This is a genomic window from Streptomyces sp., from assembly GCF_035563135.1.
GTDB lineage: Bacteria > Actinomycetota > Actinomycetes > Streptomycetales > Streptomycetaceae > Streptomyces.
The window spans coordinates 1-3329 of sequence record NZ_DATMVN010000190.1 but is presented as its reverse complement, the minus strand read 5'-3'; the positions used below and the strand labels follow the sequence as shown (position 1 = coordinate 3329).

The following is a 3329-nucleotide window of genomic DNA, read 5'->3' as shown; positions in this document are numbered from 1 at the left end:
TGATCCGCGCCGGGCTCAGGTCGAGGGACGGCGGCTCGCCTGGCTCAGGGCCCGCGTGAGGCCCTGCAGCAGGGGCGGGACGTCGGCGCGGGGCACGACAGCCTGGCGGCCACCGTCCGTGGCGTACGGACTGCGGTCATCGTGGGGAGCCACCAGTCGGGGTTGTCTGTCGAGGTTGTCGCGGACGAGTTCCATCTGACGTCTCGAGGAGTGCAAGACGCGCTGGCCTTCTAGTAGCTAGCCCCCGTCGCCTGAGTGCCTCCCAAGGCGGATTGGTTCGCCGACGCAAACGCCACCGGGCTCGGGCACGCCTTGGCGGCGGCCCACCTTCCGGTCACCTGGATCGGCGACGACGGACGGAAACACCGGCGGAAGCAGGCTCACTGGCTAGAACCAGTGCCCTGTCACCAATCACGGTGAACCCGACGACGTGTGGATCCCTGAAATCGCAGCGTATGGCGCCGCCATCCTCACTCGAGACGAGCGGATCGCCACCCGACTCCTCGAGCACGAAGCCGTCCGACAGTCGGGCGCAAGGATGCTCGCGATCACGAGCGGTGGAAGCCTGTCTCTCTGGGAGATGGTGCACGTCGGGGCTGCACGCTGGGCATGGCTCGAGGAGAAGCGGCTGGAACCCGGCTCCGTGATCTACGGCTTCACCCGCACAACGGACCATGTCGTCAAGTCCTGGTGACGCCGATCCCTCGCGCCTGCTCATGTAGGTCGGTAGTAAGGCCGTCGGCTCACTCACCGCGCCTCAAGGGATCCCGTTACGGCCCCGATCGGCGCCCGCCTGCAGCAGCGCACTGGGCGACACTGGCTGCATGACGACGACACAGATGTCGCCACGCGCAGGCCCAGCCCTGGTCACCGGAGCGGCGACTGCCCTGTACTACGCCACGCCCGACTTCATCGCTTCGCGCACTGCGCGCGGATGGGCGAAGGCGGGTCTGATGGCCATCAACCTCGCAGCGGCGCTACCAGACCTGCGGGCCGCCCGTGCCGCCGTGCGCGAGCAGCTAGCGCAGGCAGCCGAGGCCGGCTCAGGGCAGTGGTGGCAATCAATAGGCCCTCGGCAGAAGGTGGCCGCGTCCGGGTCCGTTGCAGCGGTGGTCGTCGGGGCAGTCGGCTTGGGGCTCGTAGCGGAACGGTGGGTCTTCAGCCGCGGGCAGGCGCGGGCGGCCACCGGCGTGCGGCTGCCGCACACTCGCGCGGCGCTCGGGTACGGGCTGCTGGCGGCCGGATTCAAGCTCCTGCCCACGCCACCAGAGCCGCGCCTCCCCATCGGGCCCTAGCCCGGAGCTTCATTGTCTCTTGGTCGACTGGTCACCGGTCGATTACGAGACCGTTCTGGCGTATGCGTACGTGGTGGCCGGCGTTGCGTCTCGCCGGTTCTCCGAGTTCCTGGTCGTGGGTATGGTCCGCTGTCTCTACCCGCCGGACGCCTCGACAGCGCAGAGGACGCCGTCAGTGGACTGGTGTGCGAACTCGTCGAGGAACTGAGCATCGACGCCGACCCAGGATCGCTGCGACCTGGCGCTGACCATGCACCGGGCACCCGAAGAGCCCGGTGACCGCGAGTACCGGGATCTGTTCTTCGCTTGTCGAAGGTCGGCGAGGCACCCGGCGATCGGTGAACCGGAGAAGCGCAGCAGGCTGGTCCGGGGGCCAGCGCCGACGTGCCCAGCGGTGTCGTCGACTACATCGCCGCTGCCCTGGGCCATCGTCCAGCATCGATCACTCCCGCTGCACCGCTGGGGGCCATGACTTCCCTCAGTGACCGGAAGCGGGAGCCCCTGCGAGACGGCGCACAGCGACTCGCCTGGGGTGCCCTCAGTGCGTTGGTAGCTGTTCGGCTTACGTGAAAGACAGGCTGCGCCGTTAGCCCCGGCGTCCTTTCGCGACGCCCGCGCCAGCCGTTCGACGAGGTCGTCCGGAATCGATTTGTGCGGCGAGAAGGTGATGCCGGTCTTGGTCGCCTTCAAGCCTTCGCCGACGAGCTGGTGGAGAGCAAGCGGTCCTGAGAGCCGTGGCGCCAAGGCGACCACGGACGTGTCAAGTCCACGGCAGCAGGAACGACCGTCGTCTCAACATGGGGCGCTTTGGGACACAAGGCGGTCTCAGGGGCATCTCGACAAGAAAGACACTGTTGGCCGAGCTGGGCTGCACCTACAGGGGTGGTCCGACGAACTCGGAGTCGTACTTCTCAGCGACCACATCCCTGGGCAACCGACCGAACTCCTCGAAGGAGCGCTCCGGACCTCCCGGGACAAACGCGGTGAGCACCCTTCCCGGCTCACTGCCAAGGGCCTTGACAGCGTGAACGGTTCCACGCGGAATGAAGATCAACGATCCCGGTGAAGCCTCAGTCAGCAGCTCCCCGGCCAAGAAGAGGAACTGACCTGAGAGGACGTAGAACAGTTCGTCGCTGGAGCGGTGAATGTGACGGGGAGGTCCGACTCCTGGCGGACTCGTCCCTTCCAACATGCCGATCGAGCCTCGGGTCTGCTCGCCGGTCAACTTCAGCGTGACGAGCTCGAGGCCGGCTATGGTCTGGCCCGCGCCTGGTGGGACCGCGATCACGCCAGACTCGTCCGGCCCCCGGCCCTGCCTGTCGAATACGGTCATGGCTGCCCTCGCCTCCGCTGTCAACGGCTCTTCCGGAGATCGTTCCACCCAGGGCCACGGATTGGTAAGGACAAACGCGTCCGGACGGGATGTCTCTGAGTGGGCCGTTCAAGACTGGGTTCGATCGGTCTAACAGCCCTGGCTCCGCCGCCACCGTTACCGCAGAGCGATGGGCCTACGGCCCACCCTTCCCCCGGCCCGCTGCAGCCGGATCGAAGCCGGTTGTGGGAAGCGGCCAGGAGTGTGGGGATGGGTGTCGGAGCCCTACGTCCGCGCGGGAGGGACCGCGCCTGAACGTGGCTCAGCCGACCGCTGCGAGGCTGGCGAACACGATGATGTTGTCCCGGTAGTCGCCCGTGTCTTCGTCGAACGCTCCGCCGCAAGTGATCAGGCGGAGACCGGCGTGGTCGATGTCGCCGTAGACCTCCTCGGTCGGGAAGTCGTCCTTGGCGTGCTCCTCGACGCGGTCGACGCGGAAGGTCGCGACGGTGCCATCGGCGCGGTCCACGACGACGGTGTCTCCGGGGCGCAGCTCCCGTATTCCGTGGAAGGCGCCTGGCTCGCCCTCCCAGTCGACGTGGCCGGCGAGGACAGCAGGCCCGAGCTGGCCCGGTGTGGGGCTGCCGTTGTACCAGCCGACGGGATAGGCGCCCGGCGGAACCTCCATCGAGCCGTCCCGCTCCAGGCCGAGCTCCATGACC

General features: G+C 67.7%; 4 protein-coding genes and 1 pseudogene. 2 read left to right on the top strand and 3 right to left on the bottom strand.

Annotation, left to right across the window (positions count from 1 at the left end; all coding sequences use genetic code 11):
• Positions 1 to 15: 15 nt before the first annotated feature.
• Positions 16 to 195, bottom strand: a complete 180-nt coding sequence (locus VN520_RS08295; RefSeq protein WP_325746202.1) for a hypothetical protein — start codon at positions 193 to 195, stop codon at positions 16 to 18.
• Between the two features lie 226 nt (positions 196 to 421).
• Between VN520_RS08295 and VN520_RS08290 the strand changes: the two are divergent.
• Positions 422 to 694: pseudogene (locus VN520_RS08290) on the top strand (hypothetical protein); the annotation flags it as partial.
• A 130-nt stretch (positions 695 to 824) separates the two neighbouring features.
• Positions 825 to 1295, top strand: a complete 471-nt coding sequence (locus tag VN520_RS08285; RefSeq protein WP_325746201.1) for a hypothetical protein — start codon at positions 825 to 827, stop codon at positions 1293 to 1295.
• A gap of 874 nt (positions 1296 to 2169) precedes the next feature.
• Here VN520_RS08285 and VN520_RS08280 read toward each other — a convergent pair.
• A complete protein-coding gene (locus VN520_RS08280) occupies positions 2170 to 2628 on the bottom strand; it encodes a cupin domain-containing protein (RefSeq protein ID WP_325746200.1) in 459 nt (152 codons plus the stop codon).
• Between the two features lie 301 nt (positions 2629 to 2929).
• Positions 2930 to 3329: class F sortase (locus VN520_RS08275; RefSeq protein ID WP_325746199.1), on the bottom strand; the 400-nt coding region annotated here is incomplete at its 5' end.